Genomic DNA, 224 nt, shown 5'->3' with positions numbered 1-224 from the left:
CGCCTGCCGTTCCAATCACTTAGTCTTGCTTTCGTACTTACGTATGGTTCTGATAACTTATTCGTAAAGATTCGTGTTTTGATTGTAGTTTGTGTTCGATCAAAATCTATCCAGTCCACTTTCTTTTTATTTTCTGACAAGATGAACTTATTTTAAAAGTATGGAGAGCCAGTCAGAGTGGAGATAAGCAACTGGTGAGACTTCTGCGGGAATAGGATGAGCTG

Source organism: Amphibacillus indicireducens (assembly GCF_039539605.1).
In the GTDB taxonomy this organism is placed as follows: Bacteria; Bacillota; Bacilli; order Bacillales; family Amphibacillaceae; genus Amphibacillus; species Amphibacillus indicireducens.
Note: the sequence above shows the minus strand (reverse complement) of the source record.